The 21,535-nt window shown below is 71.9% G+C and carries 25 protein-coding genes; 14 read left to right on the forward strand and 11 right to left on the reverse strand.

From position 1 onward, the window contains the following. Nucleotides 1-153: 153 nt before the first annotated feature. The 3 genes from BIU94_RS13345 to BIU94_RS13355 all read left to right on the forward strand — a co-directional run bounded on the left by BIU94_RS13345 (nt 154) and on the right by BIU94_RS13355 (nt 3,136). On the forward strand, nt 154-1,677 hold the full coding sequence (locus tag BIU94_RS13345) for an MFS transporter (protein WP_071261096.1): 1,524 nt from the start codon (nt 154-156) through the stop codon (nt 1,675-1,677). Between the two features lie 290 nt (nt 1,678-1,967). Next, nucleotides 1,968-2,477: a flavin reductase family protein gene (locus tag BIU94_RS13350; RefSeq protein WP_071261098.1), complete on the forward strand. Its 510-nt coding sequence runs from the start codon at nt 1,968-1,970 to the stop codon at nt 2,475-2,477. Between the two features lie 44 nt (nt 2,478-2,521). Beyond that, nucleotides 2,522-3,136: a superoxide dismutase gene (locus tag BIU94_RS13355; protein WP_071261102.1), complete on the forward strand. Its 615-nt coding sequence runs from the start codon at nt 2,522-2,524 to the stop codon at nt 3,134-3,136. A gap of 132 nt (nt 3,137-3,268) precedes the next feature. Here the strand turns inward: BIU94_RS13355 and BIU94_RS13360 are convergent, their stop codons facing one another. The 6 genes from BIU94_RS13360 to upp form a co-directional block, all read right to left on the reverse strand. Beyond that, a complete protein-coding gene (locus BIU94_RS13360) occupies nt 3,269-3,844 on the reverse strand; it encodes a TetR/AcrR family transcriptional regulator (RefSeq protein WP_071261104.1) in 576 nt (191 codons plus the stop codon). Nucleotides 3,845-3,962: 118 nt separating this feature from the next. Beyond that, the gene (locus BIU94_RS13365) at nt 3,963-5,426 is read right to left on the reverse strand and encodes a serine hydrolase (RefSeq protein ID WP_071261109.1); all 1,464 of its coding nucleotides are present in this window, start codon (nt 5,424-5,426) and stop codon (nt 3,963-3,965) included. Continuing rightward, nucleotides 5,423-6,772, reverse strand: a complete 1,350-nt coding sequence (locus tag BIU94_RS13370; RefSeq protein WP_071261111.1) for a deoxyribodipyrimidine photo-lyase — start codon at nt 6,770-6,772, stop codon at nt 5,423-5,425. The genes BIU94_RS13365 and BIU94_RS13370 overlap by 4 nt, the downstream gene beginning before the upstream one ends. Then, a complete protein-coding gene (locus BIU94_RS13375; protein WP_175472223.1) occupies nt 6,769-7,278 on the reverse strand; it encodes a MarR family winged helix-turn-helix transcriptional regulator in 510 nt (169 codons plus the stop codon). The genes BIU94_RS13370 and BIU94_RS13375 overlap by 4 nt, the downstream gene beginning before the upstream one ends. A gap of 477 nt (nt 7,279-7,755) precedes the next feature. Beyond that, complete coding sequence (locus tag BIU94_RS13380) at nt 7,756-8,523, reverse strand: winged helix-turn-helix domain-containing protein (RefSeq protein WP_071262054.1); 768 nt, start codon at nt 8,521-8,523, stop codon at nt 7,756-7,758. Between the two features lie 495 nt (nt 8,524-9,018). After that, a complete protein-coding gene (gene upp / locus BIU94_RS13385; protein ID WP_071261113.1) occupies nt 9,019-9,654 on the reverse strand; it encodes a uracil phosphoribosyltransferase in 636 nt (211 codons plus the stop codon). A gap of 76 nt (nt 9,655-9,730) precedes the next feature. Between upp and BIU94_RS13390 the strand changes: the two genes are divergently transcribed. Next, on the forward strand, nt 9,731-10,162 hold the full coding sequence (locus BIU94_RS13390; RefSeq protein WP_071261116.1) for a nucleoside deaminase: 432 nt from the start codon (nt 9,731-9,733) through the stop codon (nt 10,160-10,162). A 48-nt stretch (nt 10,163-10,210) separates the two neighbouring features. On the opposite strand, the gene BIU94_RS13395 is transcribed toward BIU94_RS13390, so the two are convergent. After that, entirely contained in the window at nt 10,211-11,167 is a 957-nt protein-coding gene (locus BIU94_RS13395; RefSeq protein ID WP_071261119.1) for a cation diffusion facilitator family transporter, read from the reverse strand. 65 nt (nt 11,168-11,232) lie between these two features. On the opposite strand from BIU94_RS13395, the gene proC reads away from it, so the two are divergent. Beyond that, the gene (proC, locus tag BIU94_RS13400; protein ID WP_071261121.1) at nt 11,233-12,063 is read left to right on the forward strand and encodes a pyrroline-5-carboxylate reductase; all 831 of its coding nucleotides are present in this window, start codon (nt 11,233-11,235) and stop codon (nt 12,061-12,063) included. A gap of 24 nt (nt 12,064-12,087) precedes the next feature. Here proC and BIU94_RS13405 read toward each other — a convergent pair whose 3' ends face one another. Both BIU94_RS13405 and BIU94_RS13410 read right to left on the reverse strand, forming a co-directional pair. Next, the gene (locus BIU94_RS13405) at nt 12,088-12,783 is read right to left on the reverse strand and encodes a TrkA family potassium uptake protein (protein WP_175472224.1); all 696 of its coding nucleotides are present in this window, start codon (nt 12,781-12,783) and stop codon (nt 12,088-12,090) included. Continuing rightward, a complete protein-coding gene (locus BIU94_RS13410) occupies nt 12,776-14,209 on the reverse strand; it encodes a TrkH family potassium uptake protein (RefSeq protein ID WP_139196397.1) in 1,434 nt (477 codons plus the stop codon). The genes BIU94_RS13405 and BIU94_RS13410 overlap by 8 nt, the downstream gene beginning before the upstream one ends. Before the next feature lie 74 nt (nt 14,210-14,283). On the opposite strand from BIU94_RS13410, the gene BIU94_RS13415 reads away from it, so the two are divergent. The 5 genes from BIU94_RS13415 (at nt 14,284) to BIU94_RS13430 (ending at nt 15,973) form a co-directional block, all read left to right on the forward strand. Beyond that, a complete protein-coding gene (locus tag BIU94_RS13415) occupies nt 14,284-14,805 on the forward strand; it encodes a helix-turn-helix transcriptional regulator (RefSeq protein ID WP_071261123.1) in 522 nt (173 codons plus the stop codon). 112 nt (nt 14,806-14,917) lie between these two features. Continuing rightward, complete coding sequence (locus tag BIU94_RS13420; protein WP_071261129.1) at nt 14,918-15,112, forward strand: helix-turn-helix domain-containing protein; 195 nt, start codon at nt 14,918-14,920, stop codon at nt 15,110-15,112. 109 nt (nt 15,113-15,221) lie between these two features. Further along, entirely contained in the window at nt 15,222-15,320 is a 99-nt protein-coding gene (locus BIU94_RS17125; protein WP_003792170.1) for an AURKAIP1/COX24 domain-containing protein, read from the forward strand. Between the two features lie 108 nt (nt 15,321-15,428). After that, nucleotides 15,429-15,683, forward strand: a complete 255-nt coding sequence (locus BIU94_RS13425) for a glutaredoxin family protein (protein WP_071261131.1) — start codon at nt 15,429-15,431, stop codon at nt 15,681-15,683. After that, nucleotides 15,680-15,973: a Dabb family protein gene (locus tag BIU94_RS13430; RefSeq protein WP_071261133.1), complete on the forward strand. Its 294-nt coding sequence runs from the start codon at nt 15,680-15,682 to the stop codon at nt 15,971-15,973. The genes BIU94_RS13425 and BIU94_RS13430 overlap by 4 nt, the downstream gene beginning before the upstream one ends. Before the next feature lie 131 nt (nt 15,974-16,104). Here the strand turns inward: BIU94_RS13430 and aspS are convergent, their stop codons facing one another. After that, nucleotides 16,105-17,445: an aspartate--tRNA(Asn) ligase gene (aspS, locus tag BIU94_RS13435; RefSeq protein WP_071261135.1), complete on the reverse strand. Its 1,341-nt coding sequence runs from the start codon at nt 17,443-17,445 to the stop codon at nt 16,105-16,107. 169 nt (nt 17,446-17,614) lie between these two features. On the opposite strand from aspS, the gene BIU94_RS13440 reads away from it, so the two are divergent. After that, nucleotides 17,615-17,953, forward strand: a complete 339-nt coding sequence (locus BIU94_RS13440; RefSeq protein ID WP_071261137.1) for a hypothetical protein — start codon at nt 17,615-17,617, stop codon at nt 17,951-17,953. Nucleotides 17,954-18,177: 224 nt separating this feature from the next. Here BIU94_RS13440 and BIU94_RS13445 read toward each other — a convergent pair whose 3' ends face one another. Beyond that, entirely contained in the window at nt 18,178-18,588 is a 411-nt protein-coding gene (locus BIU94_RS13445) for a MerR family transcriptional regulator (protein ID WP_071261139.1), read from the reverse strand. A 40-nt stretch (nt 18,589-18,628) separates the two neighbouring features. Here BIU94_RS13445 and BIU94_RS13450 point away from each other — a divergent pair, with 40 nt between their 5' ends. The 3 genes from BIU94_RS13450 to BIU94_RS13460 all read left to right on the forward strand — a co-directional run bounded on the left by BIU94_RS13450 (nt 18,629) and on the right by BIU94_RS13460 (nt 21,496). Then, nucleotides 18,629-20,119, forward strand: coding sequence for a SulP family inorganic anion transporter (locus tag BIU94_RS13450; RefSeq protein ID WP_071261141.1), 1,491 nt, complete (start codon nt 18,629-18,631; stop codon nt 20,117-20,119). A gap of 67 nt (nt 20,120-20,186) precedes the next feature. After that, nucleotides 20,187-20,843, forward strand: coding sequence for a histidine phosphatase family protein (locus BIU94_RS13455; RefSeq protein ID WP_071261144.1), 657 nt, complete (start codon nt 20,187-20,189; stop codon nt 20,841-20,843). Then, nucleotides 20,840-21,496 (forward strand): TlpA disulfide reductase family protein, encoded by a 657-nt coding sequence (locus BIU94_RS13460; protein ID WP_254783005.1) that lies wholly within the window; start codon nt 20,840-20,842, stop codon nt 21,494-21,496. The genes BIU94_RS13455 and BIU94_RS13460 overlap by 4 nt, the downstream gene beginning before the upstream one ends. Nucleotides 21,497-21,535: the final 39 nt, after the last annotated feature.

The following is a 21,535-nucleotide window of genomic DNA, read 5'->3' on the forward strand; positions in this document are numbered from 1 at the left end:
GACCGGCGCTTGGTTGCGGTTGCAACCAAAACCGTCCAGACGGTACACTAACGGAGTCCTGACGGGGCGCGTGTCCATCCCGCGTCCCGTCTCGTCTGCCCCACGTACCACCCGCCGTCGACCTGGTCCGGCTCGAAGTCCCAGGAGTCCGCCGTGTCCGCACTGCTCACCAGCCCCGTCGCCACCCGTGTCCGGGGGAGCCGCGCCCGACGCTTCCTCGCGCTCGCCGTCCTCATGCTGCCGGTGCTGCTCATCTCGGTGGACAACACCGTGCTGAGCTTCGCGCTGCCGTCCATCAGCCGGGCGCTCGAGCCCGACGCCGCCACCCAGCTCTGGATCGTCGACTCCTACCCGCTCGTGCTTGCGGGCCTGCTCGTGGTGATGGGCAGCATCGGCGACCGCATCGGCCGGCGCCGCATCCTGGTGATCGGGGCCACCGGCTTCGCCCTGTTCTCGGTCGCCGCAGCGTTCGCCACCGACGCCTGGATGCTCGTCGCCGCCCGGGTCGCGATGGGGGTCTTCGGTGCGATGCTCATGCCGGCGACGCTCTCCATCATCCGCAACGTCTTCGTCGACGCGGGGGAGCGGCGCATGGCGCTCGCCGTCTGGTCGACGATGTTCGCCGCCGGGAACGCACTCGGTCCGCTCGTCGGCGGGACCCTGCTCGCGCACTTCCACTGGGGCAGCGTCTTCGTGGTCGCGGTGCCGATCCTCGTGCTCATGCTCGTCGGCGTGCCGTTCTGCGTGCCGGAGTCGCGGGACCCGCTGCCCGGCCCTGTCGACGTGCCGAGCATGGTGCTGTCGCTCGGTGCCCTCGCGCCGACCGTCTGGGCGATCAAGTCCGTCGTGCACCCCGAGGAGCGCGGGCTCGCCGTCGCCCTGCTCGCCGTCGGCGTGGTCTGCGGCATCGCGTTCGTCCGGCGGCAGCTGCGCTCCCGGACGCCCATGCTCGACCTCCGGCTCTTCCGCAGCACCGCCTTCACCGGCAGCGTGCTCATGAACCTCGCGGCGATGTTCTCGCTGACCGGGTTCCTGTTCTTCATCGCGCAGCACCTGCAGCTCGTCGCCGGCCTCGACCCGTTCGCCTCCGGACTCGTGCTCATCCCGGGGTCCGTGCTCACGATCATCGCCGGGCTCGCGGTGGTGCCGGTCGTCGCCCGGGTCGCGCCGCGCTGGGTCGTGTCGGTCTCGCTGCTGTTCTCGGCGGCGGCCTACGCGCTCGTCGCCGTGCTCGGGCACCACGCGTCGATCGCCGCGCTGGCGTTCGCGTTCGTCCTGCTCGGCATCGGCATCGGCGCGTCGGAGACGGTGACGAACGACCTCATCATCTCGACCGCGCCGGCGGACAAGGCCGGGGCCGCCTCGGCGATGTCCGAGACGGCGTACGAGATCGGCGCCGTCCTCGGCACGGCGGTGCTCGGCACGATCCTGGCGACGACCTACCGCGCGAACGTCCTGGTGCCCGACGGGCTGTCGGCCGGGGCGCACGTCGCGGCGCAGGAGACCCTCGGCGGCGCGGTGTCGGCGGCCTCGACGCTCGGCGGCCCGGCGGGGCAGGCGCTCCTGGAGTCGGCGCGTGCGGCCTTCGACTCCGGCGTGACGATCACCGCCGGCGTCGCCGCCGTGCTCATGGTGGTCGCTGCCGCCGGCGCGGTCGTCATGCTCAAGCGCCGCTGACGCCGGGCCGTGCGCGCCCGGGCTGCCGTGCGCGCTCGCGCCGGGGCCGGCCGGTGCGCGCTCGGTGAGCAGAAGCGGTCGGGTCGCCGCGAGCGACCCGACCGTTCCTGCTCACGAAGTCCCTCCGCCGAGCCCGGCGACGCGTTGCGCGGGGCGCGGCGGGGCCCGTGCGGCACGCCCGGGAGCCGCCGAACCTGTGAATCGTTGACCTCAACCATGGTTCAGGTCATACGTTGGGACCTGGCCACCGCGTGGTGACCACCCCCACCGGAGGAACGACCACGAACACCATGCCCGACGAAGCCCCCGCGACGATCGCCGACGCGTACAAGTCCGCCTTCCGCGGCCACCCGGCCGGAGTCGCCGTCATCACGGCGGAGGGGCCCGACGGCCCCACCGGACTGACCGCCTCGAGCGTCGCGAGCGTCGCCGTCGACCCGCCGGTCCTGGTGTTCTCGCTCTCGACGAACTCCGGCTCCGCCGGCGTCGTGCTCGGTGCCCCCGTGTTCGTCGTGCACCTCGTCGACTCCCGCGGCGTCGACCTCGCCCGTCGCTTCGCCTCGACCGGCAGCCCGGCCGCCGACGACCCGATCTGGGGGACGCTGCCCTCCGGCGACCGCTACCTGCCCGGCGCCGCGAGTGCACTGCGCTGCCGCCCGTTGTCCACGACCCCCATCGGCAGCTCGACCGTCGTCGTCGCCGAGGTCCTGGACATCATCGTCGGACTCGACCGCGGCGAGCCGCTGGTCTACCACAACCGGGAATTCCACTCCCTCACCGATCGTTCCCGGCTCTCGTGAGCCGCGGGATCCCATCCGCAACCCACTGATCGAAAGGAACTCACATGGCTGAGTACACCCTGCCGGAGCTGCCGTACGACTACGCCGCACTCGAGCCGCACATCAGCGGCAAGATCATGCAGCTGCACCACGACAAGCACCACCAGGCCTACGTCACCGGCGCGAACACCGCCCTGCAGCAGCTCGGCGAGGCTCGCGAGTCGGGCAACTTCGGTGCGATCAACAAGCTCGAGAAGGACCTGGCGTTCCACCTCGGTGGCCACGTCAACCACTCGATCTTCTGGACCAACCTCGGCCCGGACACCAAGGTCCCCGAGGGCGAGCTCGCCGCGGCGATCGACGAGTTCTTCGGTTCGTTCGAGAAGTTCCAGGCGCAGTTCGCCGCCGTCGCGAACGGCATCCAGGGCTCCGGCTGGGCCGTCCTGGCCTGGGACACCGTCGGCCAGAAGCTGACCACCTTCCAGCTGTTCGACCAGCAGGCCAACGTGCCGTTCGGTCTCGTGCCGATCTTCCTGCTCGACATGTGGGAGCACGCCTTCTACCTCGACTACCTCAACGTCAAGGCCGACTACGTGAAGGCCGTCTGGAACATCGTCGACTGGGAGAACGTCGCGGCGCGCTTCGCCAACGCGAAGTCGCAGTCCTTCGTCACGGTCTGAGACGTGCGCGACGGGCCACGACGCTGACCCGACCCTGACGACGGGGCACGGTGCCGACGGCACCGTGCCCCGTCGTCGTCCCCGCAGCGGGGTGGTCGGCGCCGGACCGCTCCGTCGTCGGTGTGGTCGTCGTCAGGCCCGGACGGCTCCGGTGCTCGCGGCCAGTTCGTCCGCGACCGCCCGGAGGGCTGCGTCCACGTCGGTGTGCTCGGGATCGACGAGGGACCCCCACTGTGCGCCGCGCGCGGCGAGGACGGCGTCCTGCGCGAGGAGCTCGGCGTCGTCCGGGGGAGTGCCGTGGGCGACGACCCACGCGGTGATCGTCTCGACCCGGCAGCGGTGTGCGGCGTGCTGGTGGCGGTGGCCGTCGAGCGCCTCGACCGAGCCGAGCTCGAAGGTGAGTCGGGCTGCGAGCGCACGCTCCGGGTGGTCGAGGCCGCCGAAGGTCGTGACGAGCCAGTCGGTCAGCGCTGCGTGGTCCGACGCCGGGTCGAGGTCGGCGGCGGTGACGGTCTCGGCGAGGTGGTCGACGACCGCCTGGATCAGGGCCTCTCGTGTGCCGAAGTGGTACACGATCGGGTAGGCGCTCGTGCCGAGGACCCGGCCGAGGCTGCGGACGGAGACGTCCTCGAGCTTGGTGTCGAGCAGGTGCTCGGTGACCTTCTCGAGGATCGCCGGCTTGAGCGTGGGGTCGGGCTTCCTGGGCATCGCTTCTCCGTCGGTGGGCGGCGGTCGCTCGACCGGTTACATGTAGACGGCAAGTATATCAGTGGGCCGGCAGGCGCGCGGAAGCGCTGCGGGTCTGGCCCGCGGGCGACGACGGCGGTCAGCGCTCGGCGGGCTCGGCGACGACGGTCAGGGTCTGGACCCGCCCGGCGGCGAGGGGCGCGAGGCGGAGCTCGATCCGCAGTCGGCCGCTGCTGCCCGGCAGCCACCAGCGCAGGTGCGACGGCGCGGAGGACTGCTCCTGCACCGGCGCGGCGGTCAGGTCCGCCCCGACCTCGGCGACCGCGGCCGCGACGGCACGCCGCCGTCGGTCGTACGGCACGTCCATCGCCACGTTCGGCGTGCAGATCGCGTCCGCCACGTCGTCGCGCCAGTGGGCCAGGAGGCCCGTCACGGCGACCTGCGCCGCCCGCGTCGCACGGGCGGTCGCCTGCACCCCGACGGCTGCGGCGGCCGCACCGCCGCCGGCGTGCACCTCGTCGTCGGCCGCAGCCGCCGCGAGGACGAGGTCGTGCGCCTGCTGTGCGGCGACGGACACCTTGGCCTGCGTGGCGTTCTCGAACGCGACGACGCCGAGGCCGTCGCGCACGGACCACCGCATGTGTGCCGAGAACCCGGGGTACCCGCCGGAGTGCGACACGAGTTCGCCGAACCGGTCGTCCTGCTCGACGAACAACCCGAAGCCGTACGCGGTCGCCCGGGTCGAGGTCGGCACGACAGACGGCGGGACCACCCGCATCGCCTGCTGCATGAGGCGACGGTCGGCCGGCGACACCGGTCCGGTCTCCGGGGCGTCCGAGGACGCGGAGGCCAGGTGTGCGCCCCACCGGGCGAGGTCGGCGACGGTGGAGAAGAGCCCGCCGATCGACGAGAACGCCCCGGGCCCCGTGGACGGCAGGGGCTCCCACGTCCCCTCGTGCGGGCGGAAGCCGGTGACGACGTGCCCGGTGGCGTGCTCGGCCGCGAACACCGTCCGGTCGAGTCCGAGCGGCCGGAGCACCGTGTCGGTGGCGACCTCGGGGAACGGACGGCCGGTGACGGCGGCCACGACCCGGCCGAGCAGGGCGTAGCCGGTGTTCGAGTAGGCGAAGCGGGTGCCCGGCACCGAGTCGAACAGCAGTCCGTCGCGCAGGACGTCGTCCAGCTCGTCGTCGCGCATCGATTCCTGCCGGTCCGCCCACGGGTCGTCGGTGGGGAACCCGGCGGACATCGTCAGCAGCATCCGCACGGTCGGCACCGGGGCGTCCGGGCCGGGCAGGGCGACCGCGGCGAAGGCCGGCACGAACGCGGTGACCGGGGCGTCGAGGTCGAGCCGCCCGTCGGCGACGAGGGTCAGGAGCGTGGCCGCGGTGACGCTCTTCGTGCAGGACGCGATGCGGTAGACGGTGTCGGCGTCCGGCCGGCGTCCGTCGCCCCGGTCGCCGTGCCCACCCGACGCGACGAGGCCGGTGCGGTCGAACACGCCCCAGACGCTGCTCGGCGCCGTGCCGCGCTCGACACGCTCCCGGAAGACGGCGTCGACCTGCTCGACGACGGCCGGGTCGACGGACGGCTGTGGGCTCACGACCGGCGCATCTGGTCGTAGGCGTCGAGCGCGCGCTGCCGGGTGGCCTTCAGGTCGACCATCGGCTCCGGGCGGTCCTCGTCGGCGGGGACCCACCGCCGGACGTACTCGCGGTGCGGGTCGAACCGCTCGAGCTGTCGATCGGGGTTGAACACGCGGAAGTACGGCGCGGCGTCGAACCCGGACCCGGCGACCCATTGCCAGTTCGCGGCGTTGTTGGCCGAGTCGGCGTCGACCAGGGTGTCCCAGAACCACTGCTCGCCCACCCGCCAGTCGACGAGCATGTTCTTCACCAGGAAGCTCGCGGTCGCCAGCCGGACGCGGTTGTGCATCGCACCGGAGTGCCAGAGTTCGCGCATGCCGGCGTCGACGAGGTCGATCCCGGTCGTCCCCCGTCGCCAGCGGTCGACCTCGTCCTCCGACGCGTCGCGCCACGGGAACGCGTCGAACTCACGACGCACGTTGACGGTCGTGATGTCCTCGCAGTGGAAGTACTCGTTCCAGTTGAACTCGCGCCACGCGAGCTGGCGCAGGAACGCCGAGGCGTTCTGGCGCTGTTCCGGCTCGAGCCGACCGTGCAGGCGGTGCCAGACCTGGTACGGGCTGACCTCGCCCCAGCGCAGGTGCGGGGACAGGTCGCTCGTGGCCGCCATGGCGGGTTCGTCGCGCTGGTCGTAGTCCTCGAGCGCGTCGTCGACGAAGTGCTCGAGTCGACGGTGGGCGCCGAGCTCGCCCGGCTCCCATGCGTCGCGGAGCCCACCCGCCCAGTCGGGCTTCGTCGGGAGCAGGCCCCAGTCGTCGAGGGTGTCGCTCGCGACCCCGGTCGGGTCGGGCAGGTCACGGGGCTTCGGCAGCGGGTGCCGCGGCTCGGGCATCGCCTGGGCCGCGCGCCAGAACGGCGTGAAGACCTTGTACGGCTCGCCCTGTCCGGTGAGCACGGTCCAGGGTTCCCAGAGCAGGTTCGCGGCGAAGCTGTGGGCCTCGACCCCACGGTCGTGCAGGGCGCTCTTGATGCCGGTGTCGAGGTCGCGTTCCGCGGACCCGTACCGTCGGTTCCAGAACACGGCGTCGGCGTCGGCGTCGGTGACGAGCTGGTCGACGACATCGGCCGCGGGACCGCGACGCAGGACGAGTCGCGAGCCGCGGTCCTGCAGCTCGGCGTCCAGGGCGGTCAGCGAGTGGTGGAGCCACCAGCGGCTCGCGGCGCCGAGGGGACGGATGCCGTCCGATTCGCCGTCGAGGACGTAGACCACGGTGAGGGGCCCGCCGTGGTCGATACCGGCGCGCAGGGCCGGGTTGTCGGCCAGGCGCAGGTCGTCCCGCAGCCAGACGACGGCGCCGGTCATGCCGTCACCGTGTCGGCGTCGGCCAGCGCCCGAGCGGGTCGCCGGGCCGGGGTCGACCCGACCGCCACGCGGAGCTTCGTGCAGAGTTCGGTGAGGGTGCGCAGCTCGGCGTCCGAGAGCCCGGCACCGACCTGCTGGGCGATGCTCGCGGCGTGCTGCACGGCCACCTGTCGGTAGACGTCGAAGCCGTGCGGCGTCAAGGCGACGATGACGCCACGGGCGTCCGTGGGGTCCGGCTGCTTCTCGACGATCCCACGGGCGAGCAGGCGGTCGACCAGGCGGCTGACGCTCGGCTGGGTGAGCAGGAGGTGCCCGGTGAGGTCGCGCATGCGGCAGCGGCGACCCGGCTGTGTCGACAGGTTGAAGCAGACGTCGTACTCGTTGAAGGAGATCTCACCGCCGGGGAAGTCCGCGTTGAGGCTCCGCATCACGGTCACCTGCGCCCGGAACAGTGCTTCCCAGGCGGCGACGGCGGTCGCCTTCTCCGTGCGGCGTGATTCGCTCACGGTCGCGCTCCTTCCGGTCGTACGGTCCGTCCACAGTACCGACGGGCGCTGACACGGCACCGGGGGCGTGCGCGCGCCGTCCGAGGCGGACGGGAGGCTCGCTGTCGGCCGCCCCGCGCCTCCCGTCCGGTGCGCCCCGGTCGCACGACGTGCCGCTCGCGTCCGCCGGGGTCGCACGACGTGTCGGCCGAGCGCCGGCGACCCGGCAGGACGTGCGACCTCGCGTCCGCTGCTGATCAGGGCCGGACGGGTGACCTCGTGCCGGCCGGTGACCGGGCCCGGACGTGCGCGAGGGCCGGCCGCCCTCGCGGACGACCGGCCCTCTCCCTTGCACCAAGAGTTTCCTGCAATCACATTCCACAGCCGGTGCCACAGCAAACACCGACTGCACGACCGACTGTATAACGAAGCGGTAACGGCGCGCCAGCCCGACGAGCGGTCGTCCCCTGGGAGTTCACCAAGAGCTCCCGATGCGCCTCAGAAGAGGTCGGGCGACGGCGTCGACGCGTAGCGCACGGCGACGTCGGCGTGCCGGTCGAACCGGTAGCCGACCCCGCGGACCGTCCGCACGATCTCCTCGAACGCACCGAGCTTCGAGCGGAGCCGGCGGACGTGCACGTCGATCGTGCGCTCGTTCGGGGTCTCGTCCTCGCCGTCGGACCACAGGCCCTCGATGATGGCGGCGCGCTCGACCGTCTGGCCCTCGCGCAGGACGAGGAACTGCAGGAGCTCGAACTCCTTGTAGGTCAGGGGAGCGACCTCGCCGTCGAGGGCGACCCGCTTGCGCGAGATGTCGATGACGACACCGGTCTCCTCGGGCTCCGGCTTCTCGGCCTGCTTGCGTGCGGCGACGGCGGAGCGGTCCTGCAGCGCGAGCCGCACCACGTCGACGTCACGGCCCCCGGAGTGCTCGGCCGCCACCGCGACCGCGGCGTACGTCTCGGCACCGGGCACGAGCTGCGCGGTGAGCGCCTTGAGCTGCTCGACCACCGCGGCGAGGGTGGTGCCGGCCGCGGCGGCCTTCGCCTCGTCGAGGCCGACGTACAGGGCGAAGCCGCGGGCCTCGGTGCCCTCCGGCAGCGAGCGGTTCCGCTGCGGGGCGACGACGGGGCTGGTCGGGACGGCGGCCGAGACCGGTGCCGGCGACACCGGCCGCGGGCGGATCGGCGTCACGGTGCCGAGATCGGTCGAGGCCGGGGCTGCGGTGCGGAGCGAGGGGCGGGGCTGGGCGATGGTGAGCGACATGGGGTGTCTTCCGTGCGGTGTGGCCGGTTCGCGGGTGGCGCGGCGGCCGGTGTCGAATGCGTCGACCCGGGTACGGCTGACGCCGTCGAGCCCTGCGGTCCTGCTGCGGACCGGGGCGGACCCGGGGAGAGGGGTGAAGGACCTCGTCGCGACGTGCTCGTCGTCGACCGTGGTGGTCACCCGGGGATCACGCGCTCGCGACGGGGATGGTGTCGCGGGGGATCCGGCTGGAACGGGTACCGATCAGGCACACATTCGACAACGCATGACAGCGACCGGCATCATCATGCCGGCAGTCCCCTGGGCCTCGGTGAGGACGCGGGTGGACACGGTTGCAGTCATGAGACGAGTATCGGCGGTATACCAAGACGGTGTCAACCGTCCGAGCGGACGGTCCGCCGAACGCAGGAGGCGGCGATCAGGGGTGACGGACGACGGGAGGCCTGTGGCGGTGTCGCCACGGGCCTCCCGTCGATCGTCGGTGTCGTCGACCGCCTACTCGGCCAGACCGTAGAGACGGTCGCCGGCGTCCCCGAGGCCGGGCACGATGTAGCCGTTCTCGTCGAGCTTCTCGTCGAGCGCGCCGAGCACGATCGAGACGTTGCGGTCGCCGACCGCCTGCTCGACCATCGCGAGGCCCTCCGGCGCGCCGAGGATGCACACGCAGGTGACCTCTTCCGCGCCGCGGGCGAACAGGAAGTCGATGGCCGCCGCGAGCGTGCCGCCGGTGGCGAGCATCGGGTCGAGCACGAAGCACTGGCGACCGGACAGGTCGTCCGGCAGGCGCTCGGCGTAGGTCTGCGGCTCGAGGGTCTCCTCGTTGCGCGCCATGCCGAGGAACCCGACCTCGGCCGTCGGGACCAGCTTGACCATGCCCTCGAGCATGCCGAGCCCGGCACGCAGGATCGGGACGACGAGCGGGCGCGGCTTCGCGATCGCCACGCCCATGGTGTGGGCGACCGGGGTGTCGATCGGCGTCGCGGTGACCCGGACGTTGCGCGTGGCCTCGTACGCCAGGAGCGTGACGAGTTCCTCGGTGAGGGCGCGGAACGTGGGGGAGGGTGTGGTCCGGTCGCGGAGCACCGAGAGCTTGTGGGTGATGAGCGGGTGGTCGGCGACGTGGACTCGCATAGGGTCGAGCCTACCGTGCCGCCGACCGCCAGGAGAGACCGTGGAAGCCCCAGCAGCCCGCCCGTTCGTCCCCGCCATGCAGCGGGCGCTCGACGAGGCCCGGGCCTGCCTGGCGACCGGCGACGTCCCCGTCGGTGCGGTCGTCCTCGACCGGGACGGCGCGGTCGTGGCGACCGGGCGGAACGAGCGCGAGGCACTGCAGGACCCGACCGCGCACGCCGAGGTGCTGGCGCTGCGCGCCGCGGCGCGGGCGACCGGTGACTGGCGTCTGTCCGACCACACGCTCGTCGTCACCCTCGAACCGTGCGTCATGTGCGCCGGCGCGATCCTGGCGGCGCGGGTGCCCCGCGTGGTGTTCGGTGCGTGGGACCCGAAGGCCGGAGCGAGCGGCAGCGTCTACGACGTCGCGCGGGACCGCCGGCTGCCGCACCGGTCCGAGGTGGTCGGGGGCGTGCTCGAGGCGGAGTGCGCCGGAGTGCTCGACGCGTTCTTCGCCGAGCGACGCTGAGGGGTCCCGCGACGGCGGTGACGCGACGCCCGCCGGGACGGGCCGGGTTCAGTCGGCGGCGCGGATGACGATCGACTCGGTCGGCGGCTGCGGACCGGTCCGGAGCACGTCCGGCTCGACGTAGATGACGCGCGCGATCGGCACGGCGGCACGGACACGCTGCTCGACGGCGTCGATGCCGGCAGCGACGTCCCCGAGCCGGCGGTCGCCGTCGACGGCGACCTTGACGCCGACCATGAGCTCGTCGGGGCCGAGGTACAGCGTCTTGATGTGGATGATCGAGTCGACCTCGGGGCCGTCGAGCACGGCGTGGCGGATCCGCTCGGCGTCGGCCGCCGTCGCGCCCTCGCCGACGAGCAGGCTCTTCGTCTCGATGCCGAGGACGACGGCGACGGCGATGAGCAGCACCGCGATGGCGATCGTGCCGAGGGCGTCGTAGAGACCGTCCCCGGTGAGCGCGGTCAGGCCGACGCCGAACAGGGCGAAGACCAGGCCGAGCAGGGCCGCGGTGTCCTCGAGCATGACGACCGGCAGTTCCGGCGCCTTCGCCCGCCGGACGAACTGCACCCAGCTCTGCGTGCCCTTGTGCGGGCGGGCCTCGCGCAGGGCGGTCCGCAGCGAGAAGCCCTCGAGCCCGATCGCGATGACGAGGACCACGAGCGGCAACCACCAGTTGTCGAGCGGGTGCGGGTGCCGGAGCTTCTCGATGCCCTCGTACAGCGAGAACACCCCGCCGACGGAGAACAGGATGATCGACACGACGAAGGCGTACACGTACCGCTCGCGCCCGTAGCCGAACGGGTGCTCCTGGTCGGCGGCGCGACGGGCGCGACGGCCGCCGAGCAGCAGCAGGAGCTGGTTGGCGGAGTCGGCGAGCGAGTGCACGCCCTCGGCGAGCATCGAGGCCGAGCCGCTGATCGCCGCGGCGACGAACTTCACGATCGCGATGCCGACGTTCGCACCGAGCGCGGCGAAGATCGCCCTCGTGCCTCCAGAAGCGCTCACGGCCGTCCCCTTCTCCCGGTTCTGGATGACGATCCTAGGGGAGCGCGGTCGGTAGGGTCGGCAGCATGACCATCGACCTGCCCCGCACCGCCATGCTCGGCGTCGGCTCCATGTCCGGGGCCGTCCTCGACGGCCTGCTCGCCGCCGGGCTCGACCCGGCGACCGTGACGCTGACCACCCGGTCCGAGGCATCGGCCGCCGCGCACCGCGAGCGCGGGCTCGACGCAGTCGCGACGGACACCGACCCGGACGCGAACCGCGCCGCGGTCCGCGGCGCGGCCCTCGTCGTGCTCGGTGTCAAGCCGTACGGCATCGCCGACCTGCTCGCCGAGGTCGCGTCCGACCTCGCCCCTGGTGCGGTCGTCGTGAGCGTCGCCGTCGGCACGACCACGGCGAGCATGGAGGCGCTCGTCCCCGCCGGCGTGCGCGTCGTCCGGGCGCTGCCGAACACCCCCGTCGGCGTCGGTCTCGGCGTCACCGGCATCAGCGCGGGTGCCTCCGCCGACGACGCGGCCGTCGCGCTCGCGTCGTCGGTCTTCACCGCGTCCGGCGAGGTCGTCTCCGTGCCGGAGTCGCAGCTCGACGCCCTGTCCGCGGTGTCCGGGTCGGGGCCCGCCTACGTCTTCCTGCTCGTCGAGCAGTGGCAGCAGGCCGCCGAGGCCCTCGGCTTCACGCCGGAGCAGGCCGCGACCATGGTGCGCGGCACGGTGCGCGGCGCCGTCGAGCTGCTCGGACGGTCCGGGCGGGAACCCGCCGACCTGCGCCGTGCCGTGACGAGCCCGAAGGGCACGACCGAGCGCGCCGTCGCCGTCCTGCAGGACGCCGACCTGTCCGACACGTTCCTCCGCGCCTCCCGCGCGGCGATCGCGCGGGCCGAGGAGATCGCCGCGTCGTAGCGGGTCGCCGCTGAGCGGGCAGCGCTACTCGAACCCGGCGAAGCGCTCGAGGTCCGTCTCGGACCCGGAGACGATGATGACGTCGTCCTCGCCGATGACGCTCTCCGGCGTCGCCGGCACGAAGGGGCTGCCCGGCGGCTTGATGCCGAGCACGGTGAGGCCGAAGCGGGTGCGGATGACCGTCGTCGCGAGGTCCTTGCCGCGCACCGCCTTGGGCGGGTGCATCTTGACCACGGCGAAGTCGTCGTCGAACTCGATGAAGTCGAGCATCCGCCCGGACACCAGGTGCGCGGTGCGCTCGCCGGCCTCGCGCTCCGGGTAGACGACGTGGTTCGCGCCGATGCGGGACAGGATCGTGCCGTGCGAGCGGCTGATCGCCTTCGCCCAGATCTGCGGGATGCCGAGGTCGACGAGGTTCGCGGTGATGAGGACGCTCGACTCGAGGTCGCTGCCGGTGCCCACGACCGCGATCGCGAAGTCCTGCGCGCCGATCTGGCGCAGCGCGTCGATGTCCGTCGCGTCCGCCTGCACCGCGTGCGTCACGCGGTCGGACCACTTCTGCACGAGGCCGGCGTCGGTGTCGACGACCAGGACCTCGCGGTCCTGTCGTTCGAGCTGCCCGGCGGTGGCGGCGCCGAAGCGGCCCAGGCCGATGACCAGGACGGGGGCGTCGTGACTGATCGCACCGGTCGGGTGCGATCGACGTGTTCGGTCAGCCAACGATCGGCCTCTCCTCGGGACGGCGGAACAGCTGCCGGCTCTGGCTGGCGGCCAGGGCAGCGGCGATCGTCACTGTACCGACCCGGCCGAGGAACATGGTGGCGGCGAGGACGTACTTGCCGGACTCTGGCAGCTCGGCCGAGACCCCGGAGGACAACCCGCACGTCGCGAACGCCGAGATCACCTCGAACAGCACCCGGTCGAGCGACTCGTGCGTGATCTGCAGGAGCACGACGGTGGCGACGGCGACGATCGTGGCGCCCCAGAGCACGACCGCGACGGCCACGCGGAGCACGTCGCTCGGGATCCGGCGGCCGAACGCCTCCATGCTCTGCCGGCCGCGGGCCTCGGCGACCGCGGCGAGGAACAGCACGGCGAGCGTCGTCACCTTGATGCCGCCGGCGGTCGACGCCGAGCCGCCGCCGATGAACATGAGCATGTCCGTGACGAGCAGGCTCGAGCCGTTCAGCTGGTCGAAGTCGACGAGCGAGAACCCGCCGGACCGCGTCATCGTCGACAGGAAGAGCGCCTGGAACGCCGTGCGGCCGGCGCCCTCGTCGCCGAAGGTCGTCGGGTTCGAGGCCTCGAGGGCGATGTAGACGATCGCGCCGCCGACGAGCAGCACCGCGCTGGTCGCGAGCGTCAGCTTGACGTGGATCGGCCACCGCCGGGGCGTGCGGAGCTGCTTCGTCAGGGCCCGGATCACCGGGAAACCGATCGCGCCGGCCACGACGCCGACCATGAGGAGCGAGAGGAACCAGTAGTCGTGGGCGAACGGTGTCAGCCCCTCGGCGTTCGGTGCGAACCCCGTGTTCGTGAACGCCATCGCCGCGTAGTAGAAGGAGTCGCCGACCGCCGTCCAGAACGGGATGCCGGCGAGCAGGACCGACGGCAGGAGCAGCAGGCCGAGCACGATCTCGATGGACAGCGTGCTCACCGCGACGGTCGCGAGCAGCGTCCCGACCTCGCCGAGCCGGACGGCCTGGCCCTCCGGGACCGCCCCGTGGTGGGTGCGGAGCGGGTTCGAGTCGCCGGCGGCCATGAGCTTGGCGCGGAGCCCGAGCTTGCGGGTGACGAACAGCCCGAGGATCGACGCGAAGGTCAGGACCCCGACCGCGCCGATCTGGGTGCCGATCACCACGAGGGTCTTGCCGAACACCGACCAGTGCGTCGCCATGTCGACCGTGGCGAGCCCGGTCACGCACACCACCGAGGCCGCGGTGAACAGGGCGTCGGAGAAGTGCGTCCCGGTGCCGTCCGCCGAGGCCCACGGGGTCATGAACAGCACGGTGAACAGGAAGACGAGCGCGACGAACACGAGGATCGCCAGTCGCGAGGGGGAGGAGCGGAGCACCGTGGCGATGCGTCCGACCTGCCGACGGGGCACGCTCACCTGCTGCGTGAGCGGCTCGGTGCGGTCGAGCATCGTATGCCTCCGAGGACATGGGCCGGGTCGGTTCGTCATGGTACATCCGTGACGCCCCGGCTAGCCTTGCCCCCATGGCCGACATCTTCTCCGTCGTGGCGGACCCGACGAGGCGCGAGCTGCTCGGGGCGCTCCTCACCGCCTACGGATCGGACGCCACCGCCGGCGAACTCAGCGTCGGGCAACTGGTCGAGCGGCTCGGCGTGAGCCAGCCGACCGTGTCGAAGCACCTCCGCGTCCTGCGCGACATCGGCCTCGTCACGAGCCGGGAAGAGGGACAGCACCGGTTCTACCGGCTCGACCCGGAACCCCTCGTCCGCCTCGAGGACTGGGTGCTCCCGTTCATTGGGGCCGTCGACGCCGACGGCACCCCGGCGACCACCGCCTGGACGCCGGACGGGCAACCGGTCTCCGTCCGTCGGAGCGGCGCCGCGGGCAAGGCCACGGTCGAAGTCGGCACCGAGCTCGGGCGGGTCATGGCCGAGGCCTCGCACCGGGCGAACGCCGCGATCTCCGGCGCCCAGCACGGGTGGGAGCGCGTCGTCGACCGCAGCCGCAAGCGGTTCGCCCGCCGCGGCGACGAGGACGGCGAGTGAGCCTGGACACCGGGTCCCACGCGCCTCTACAGTGACCAGTGACCACACAGGTCACATCGATCCCGCACGCCGCGTCGACAGGGCCGGCGGGCGGGCCACCCGGAGGCGGACCATGACCGGCAGTTTCGACGACGTGCGCTTCCTCACCGTCGCTGAGGTCGCCGAGATGATGCGCGTCTCGAAGATGACCGTCTACCGCATGGTGCACGCCGGGGAACTCCCCGCGATCCGCTTCGGACGGTCCTTCCGCGTGCCGGAGTCCGCCGTGGCCGCGGTCCTGCGCGGTGGCGTCGCCGACGTCGGCTGACCGCCCGTTCGACATCACAGCGGCCACCCGGTAGACTCCACCAGGTTGATTTTCCGCGGTCTCTTCGGCCCGGTGTCCGTACATCAGCATCAGTCCGAGCGAGGTCCACATGGGTTCTGTCATCAAGAAGCGTCGCAAGCGCATGGCGAAGAAGAAGCACCGCAAGCTCCTTCGCAAGACGCGTCACCAGCGTCGCAACAAGAAGTAGGTCGAAGGACCAACAGCTGAAGCCCCGGTTCGCCGGGGCTTTCGCATTTCCCGGGGGCGTCCTTCCGCCCCCGCCGGGCCGCGGTCCGGTGCGGGTTACGCTGGGGGCATGCCCACCGTGACGCTCTTGACGAAGCCCGGCTGCCACCTCTGCGACGAGGCACGACCCGTCGTGGAACGGGTCGTGGCCGAGCACCCCGACGCGACGCTGCAGGAGCAGTCGATCCTCGACGACGAGGCGCTGCGCCAGGAGTACGCCGAGGACATCCCGGTCGTCCTCGTCGACGGCCGCGTGCACAGCAACTGGCGCGTGGACGCCGACCGGCTCGCCCGTGCACTCGAGCAGGCGGGGGCGCGCGCATGATCTCCCACGTCGTCTCCTGGACCCTGCGCGAGGACCTCGACCGCGCCTCGGCGATCGCACGCATCCGCGAGCTCCTGACCGGGCTCACCGGCACCATCGACTCGATCCGCTCGCTCGAGGTCGTCGAGAACGTCGCCTACCCCGGGAAGAACCAGGACGTCGCCGTCGTGGCCTCGTTCGACGACCTCGCCGGGCTGGACGCGTACCAGGTGCACCCGGAGCACCAGGCCGCGGCGGCCGAGATCCGTGGACTGGTCACGTCGCGTGCCGCCATCGACTGGCAGAGCTGAACCGAGCCTCCCGTCCGCCCTGTCGCGCCGTACGCTGCGGCGCTTCGTGAGCAGCAATGGTCGCCTCCCGCGTCGGGAGGCGACCATTGCTGTTCACCATGTGCGCGCGGCGTCGCCGCGCAGCGCGGGACCTACGGGGTCAGGCGCGTCGGGCCGCGGAACAGGTACGTGACCTCGCGGATCGACGGTTCACCGAGCATGAGCATGAGCACGCGTGCCAGGCCCATGCCGAACCCGCCGTGCGGCGGGACGCCGTAGCGGAAGAAGTCGAGGTACCAGCCGAGCTCCTCGGGGTCGAGGCCCTTCTCGACGGCCTGCGCCTCGAGCACGTCGACGCGGTGCTCGCGCTGGGCGCCCGTGGAGATCTCGGCGCCGTTGAAGATGAGGTCGTAGCTGTTGGTGACCGACGGGTCGCCCGGCTTGCGCATGTGGTAGTACGGCCGGATCGAGGCGTCGTACTCGGTGACGAACACGAACTCGGAGCCGTGGTGCTCCTTCGCCCAGGCGGCGACACGACGCTCGCCCTCGGGGTCCAGGTCGCCGTCGGCGCGCACGACGTCGTAGCCGCTGTCCGCGACGATCGTCCGTGCCTCGGCCAGGGTCACGCGGGGGAACGGCGTCGCGGGGACCTGCAGCTCGAAGCCGAAGACCTCCTCGATGTCCTTGCCGTACTTCTCCTTGACGGCGGTGATGCCGGCGACCAGGACCTCTTCGTGCATCGCCATGACGTCCTCGTGGGACTCGATCCACGAGAACTCGGCGTCGACGCTCGTGAACTCGGTGGCGTGCCGGCTCGTGAAGGAGGGGTCGGCCCGGAAGGCGTCGGCGATCTCGAACACGGCACCGAAGCCGGCCGGCTGCGCCATCTGCTTGAAGTTCTGCGGGGACTGCGCCAGGTAGGCGGTCGTCTCGAAGTACTCGAGCTGGAAGAGCTCTGCGCGCGACTCGGACGCCGACGCCATGAGCTTCGGGGTGTGGATCTCGATGTAGTCGCGGTCGACCCAGTACGTGCGGAACGCGTGCTCCAGCGTCGTCTGGATGCGGAAGATGAGGTTCTGCTTGCGGTTGCGCAGGTCGAGGAAGCGCCAGTCGAGCCGCTTGTCGAGCGAGGAGTCGTCGGCGATCGGGGTCTCCGGGATCGCGGCGCTCACCACCTCGAGCGCACCGATCTTGACCTCGAGCCCGCTGAGCTTCACGCGCTCGTCGTGCTTCAGCGTGCCGGTGGCGTGCACGAAGGTGCCGTGCGCCAGGCCGGAGATCTCGTTGGTCGTCGCGAGGGCGGCCTGGGCGGCGTCGTCGCCGTCCTCGGCCTCGCGCGTCGCCGGGTTCACGAGCTGGACGGCGCCGGACTCGTCGCGCAGCACGACGAACTGCACCTTCTTCTGGTCTCGGACGGTCTCGACCCATCCGGCCACGGAGACGGGGCCGTCGGGGAGGGCTGCCAGGTCGGCGATGCGGGTGCGTTCGATCACGGTGGTCGAGTCTAACCGTCTGCGTCTGCCGCGTGGGTCGTCCCCTTGCTCCTCCACAGGGCGGCACGCGTCCGTCGTCGTCCACAGACCGGCCAGGAGGCCCACCGCGGCCCCGGCGGGATCCGTAGCGTCCTCGACGTGGCCGGGTCGCGGGCCGGAGAGGGGACCGATGGGGACGGGAACGGGGGTACTCGCGGCCTGGCCGCCTGCGGCGGTGGCGCTGGTCGTCGCCGCGTTCTGCACGGCGACCCTGACGATGCTCGTGGCCGTCGTCGGCGGAGTGTGGGCGGTCGTCAGGTGGCGGCAGGACGTCGCGCGCGAGCAGCGGGACCGTTACTGGTCACGGCTGACGGTGGTGTTCGACCTCGTCACCGCGACCGAGGTCGGCCGCCGTGAGATCGGCCGCAACCTGGCGCAGGCGATGTACGACATGCAGAAGGTGCCCGCTGGAGAAGAACCCGCTGCGAGGGTGTTGGCGGAACTCCTCATCGAGCGAAGGAGACAGTGATGACGAGCCGACTGCGACGCGCATGGCGAGAACTGGTCCGGCGGGAGCCGGCGGCGTCCGCGGATCCACGTGCGCCCATCGGTCCGGCACCGGGCGAGAGCATGTGGGACTGGGCGCAACGCGGAGCGATCGAGTGGCAGCTCCACGTTGAGGAAGGCGAGCTCAAGCTCGAGCTGGCGCGGGAGCGCATGCGGGCCCAGGTGTTCGCGGAGCACGATGCCGGCTCAGGGGAGCGACGCGCGGAGTGACCCCAGCGTGCCGAGGAACTCCTCGGCCATGCCCGCCCGCTCGACGAGCTTCGCGTGCCGGGCGCGCGCGTCCTCGAGGAACTCGTCCAGGCGTGCGGCGAGCACGGGCTCGTCGTCGACGGCGCGGGTGCGCAGGGCGTCGACGACCCGGAGCAGTTCGGCCATCTCGTCGAGGGTGAAGCCGAGGGGCTTCATCCGCCGGATCACGAGCAGCCGCTCGAGGTCCTGCTCGGTGTACACGCGGAAGCCCCCGGAGGTCCGGCCGCTCGGCACGAGCAGCCCGACCTCGTCGTAGTGCCGGATCGTCCGCAAGGACATGCCGGCACGGTCGGCGAGCTCGCCGATGTGCATCGTGTCAGGGGCGTCGGCGGCGTCGTCGGGGTGCATGGTTCAACCCTACCCTCACGTGAGGGTAGGGTTGCCGACGATGTCAGTGACCTCCTCCGCCCCGGCCGCCACGAGCGTCCTCACCGCGCTCCGTTCGCCGCGCCTGCTCACCCGCGAGGTCCTCGCCGGTGTCGTGACCGCGCTCGCCCTCATCCCCGAGGCGATCTCGTTCTCCGTCGTCGCCGGGGTCGACCCGGCCGTCGGGCTGTTCTCGAGCGTCGTCATCGCCATCGTCATCTCGATCGTCGGCGGACGCCCGGCGATGGTCTCCGCCGCCGCGGGTTCGGTGGCGCTCGTCATCGCGCCGCTGGTCCGCGAGCACGGCATCGCCTACCTCGTGCCGGCGATCGTCCTCGGGGGCGTCCTGCAGCTCGTGCTCGGGTTCCTCGGGGTGGCCCGGCTCATGCGGTTCATCCCACGCAGCGTCAACGTGGCGTTCGTGAACGCCCTGGCGATCCTCATCTTCACCGCGCAGCTGCCGAACCTGCTCGGCGACGACGTCCCGTTCGTCGTGTGGCCGCTCACCGCGCTCGGCATCGCGCTCATCGTCGGCTTCCCGTTCCTGACGAAGGCGATCCCGGCACCGCTCGTCGCCGTCGTCGTGATCACCGCCATCACGATGCTGTTCAGCGTCGCGGTACCGACGGTGGGGGACGAGGGCGAGCTGCCGACCGCACTGCCCGGGTTCGGGGGCATCACGACGCCGTTCACCCTCGAGACGCTGCAGATCGTCGCGCCCTACGCGGTCGGCGTCGCGATCGTCGGCCTCATCGAGACCCTGCTCACCGCCCAGCTCGTCGACTCGATCACCGAGACCGGCTCGAGCAAGTGGCGCGAGTCGTGGGGGCAGGGCGTCGCGAACATCGCGTCGGCGTTCTTCGGCGGGACGGGCGGCTGCGCGATGATCGGGCAGACCGTCATCAACGTGAAGACGGCCGGCGCGCGGACCCGCATCTCGACCTTCGCCGCCGGCGCCTCGGTGCTCGTCCTGACCATCGTGCTGCACGACCTCGTCGCGCAGATCCCGATGGCGGCGCTCACCGCGGTCATGCTCATGGTCTGCGTCGCGACGTTCGACTGGCACAGCATCCGACCGCGCACCCTGCGCCGGATGCCGCTCGGCGAGACGGCCGTCATGGTGATCACGGTCGTGGTCGTCGTCGCGACCGACAACCTGGCGACGGGGGTGCTCGTCGGCGTCGTCGTCGCGGCCCTCGTGTTCACGCGCCGCGTCGCCCACGTCGTCACCGTCGTCCGGGAGCCCGTGGACGACCGGACCGTCCGGTACCGGGTCCGCGGGGCGCTCTTCTTCGCGTCGTCGAACGACCTGGTCACCCGGTTCTCGTACGCGCAGGACCCGGAGCACGTCGTCATCGACATGTCGGACGCGCACGTCTTCGACGCGAGCACGGTGGCAGCACTCGACGGCGTCGAGCAGCGCTTCGCGAAGCACGGCTCCACGGTCGAGGTCGTCAACCTGAACACGGCGTCGGTCGCGCTGCACGGGCGGCTCTCCGGCGAGCTCGGCTGAGCGCTTCCGCATCCGTGAATCGCCTGAGGGGCCGGTGGGAACGCGAGGGCGACCTAGACTGGAACCCATGCCCGCCACCCGAATCCACCTCGTCCGGCACGGTGAGGTGCACAACCCGGACCGCGTCCTCTACGGTCGGCTCCCGGGCTTCGGTCTGAGCGATCTCGGCGGGCAGATGGCCCTGGCATCGGCGAACGCGTGGCGCGACGCCGGTGTCGACGTGCGGCGGATCGTCGCCTCGCCGCTCCAGCGCACGCAGGAGTCCGCGGCGCCGTGGGCTGCGGCCTACGACCTCGAGGTCACGCTCGACGAGCGCCTCATCGAGCCGACGAACCGGTACGAGGGGCAGCCCCCGGGGTTCACGAAGCGGTCGCTCCGGCGCCCGGCGGAGTGGCCCTGGATCGCCAACCCGCTGCGGCCCAGCTGGGGCGAGGCCTACGAGTCGATCGCGAACCGCATGCTCGCCGCCGTGGACACGGCCTGGCGGAGCGTCGACGAGGGCGACGTCGTGCTCGTCAGCCACCAGCTGCCCATCTGGATGGTCCACCGGAAGCTCGCGGGGGAGTCGCTCTGGCACGACCCGCGCAAGCGCCGCTGCGACCTGTCGAGCATCACCACCGTCGAACGTGTGCCCGCCACGTCGACCGGTCGGTTCACCGAGGTCGGGTACGCGGACCCCGCGCAGGAACTCCGCGCGCGGGCCATCGACGAGGGAGCAGTGTGACCGGCACCACCAGCGAGAACGGCAGCAGCGTGCGGCGGACCCGTGGGCGCCTCGCGACGATCGCGGGGGTGGCGGCCGTCGCCGCGGCCCTCGTCCTGACCGGGTGCTCGTCGGGCAACGACTCGCTGTCGAAGCAGTACGGCAGCGGCACCACCCAGAACTACATCTCCGGCAACGGCGCGGTGACCGAGGTCGCCGTGGACAAGCGCGCCTCGCCGGTCGAGTTCTCGGCGGAGGACACCGACGGTGACGCCGTCTCGGCAGCGGACCTGCGCGGCAAGGTCGTCGTGCTGAACTTCTGGTACGCCGGCTGCCCGCCGTGCCGCGCCGAGGCGAAGTACCTCAACGAGGTCCACGACGACTACGCCGACTCGGACGACGTCGCCTTCATCGGCGTCAACGTCCGCGACGAAGCAGGCACGGCCGCCGCGTTCGAGCGGACCTTCGGCGTGGAGTACCCGACCGTCCTCGACGCACGGACCGGCACCATGCAGCTCGCGATGTCCGGTCAGGTCGCTCCGAACGCGGTCCCCGCGACCATCGTCCTCGACACGAAGGGCCGGGTCGCGGCGCGGGTGCTCGGCGCCGTCGACGGCACGAGCATCCTGAAGACCCTGGTCAGCGACGAGCTCGACGCGGGCAAGGCCTCCTGACCCGTGGCCTCCAACCCCTTCGCCGACGCGATCCTGAGC

The organism is Curtobacterium sp. MMLR14_006 (assembly GCF_001864985.1).
GTDB lineage: Bacteria > Actinomycetota > Actinomycetes > Actinomycetales > Microbacteriaceae > Curtobacterium.